This window comes from Azospirillum sp. TSO22-1, from assembly GCF_003116015.1.
GTDB lineage: Bacteria > Pseudomonadota > Alphaproteobacteria > Azospirillales > Azospirillaceae > Azospirillum.
Genome location: NZ_LGQZ01000172.1, coordinates 1 through 1,194 on the forward strand (window position 1 = coordinate 1; position 1,194 = coordinate 1,194).

Sequence of the window (1,194 nt, forward strand, 5' to 3'; positions counted from 1 at the left end):
GCGCGGGCGCCGAAGAACTGCATCTGCTTGCCGATCCGCATGGCCGAGACGCAGCAGGCGATGCCGTAGTCGTCGCCCCAGTGGGGCCGCATCAGGTCGTCGTTCTCGTACTGCACCGAGCAGGTCTTGATCGAGGTCTCGGCGCAGAACGCCTTGAAGCCCTCGGGCAGCTGCTCCGACCACAGCACGGTGAGGTTCGGCTCCGGCGCCGGGCCGAGGTTGTTCAGCGTGTTGAGCACGCGGAAGCTGCTCTTGGTCACCAGGGTGCGGCCGTCGAGCGCCATGCCGCCGACGCACTCGGTGACCCAGGTCGGGTCGCCGGAGAACAGCTGGTCGTACTCGGGCGTGCGCAGGAAGCGCACCAGGCGCAGCTTGATGACGAACTGGTCGATCAGCGCCTGCGCCTCGACCTCGGCCAGCGTGCCTTCCTTGAGGTCACGCTCGATGTAGGCGTCGAGGAAGCTGGAGACGCGGCCCAGCGACATCGCGGCACCGTTGGCCTCCTTCACCGCGGCGAGGTAGGCGAGGTAGGTCCACTGCACCGCCTCCTGCGCGGTGGCGGCCGGGCGGGTGACGTCGAAGCCGTAGGAGCGGGCCATCTGCACCAGCTCGCCGAGCGCCCGGATCTGCTCGTTGATCTCCTCGCGCAGGCGCAGCGTCTCCTCGGTGAGCTGGTCGAGCTCCAGCGAGGTGAGCTGGGCCTTCTTGTCCTGGATGAGGAACTCGGCGCCGTACAGGGCGAGGCGGCGGTAGTCGCCGATGATGCGCCCGCGGCCGTAGGCGTCGGGCAGGCCGGTGATGACGCCGGACTTGCGGCAGCGCAGGGCTTCGTCGGTGTAGGCGTCGAAGACGCCGTCGTTGTGGGTCTTGCGCAGGGTGGGGAAGACCTCCTCCAGCTTGGAGCTGGGGGTGAAGCCGTAGGCCTCCAGGCCGTTCTTGACCATGCGCCAGCCGCCGAAGGGCATGATGGCGCGCTTCAAGGGCTTGTCGGTCTGCAGGCCGACGATGGTCTCGAGGTCCTTGTCGATGTAGCCGGGAGCGTGTGCGACGATGGAGGAGAAGACCTCGGTGTCGGCGTCGAGCACGCCGCCCTTGGATGCCCGCTCCTGCTTGAGCAGGGCGGCGACGGTGTCCCACAGCGCCTTGGTCTTGCCGGTGGCGCCGGCCAGGAAGGCGCGGTCGCCCTCGTAGGGG

At 68.7% G+C, this 1,194-nt stretch carries 1 protein-coding gene; it reads right to left on the reverse strand.

Features of this window, described 5'->3' with window-relative positions; genetic code table 11:
- A partial coding sequence (locus TSO221_RS32280) for a pyruvate formate lyase family protein (RefSeq protein WP_282187858.1) occupies positions 1-1,194 on the reverse strand: 1,194 nt, incomplete at both ends.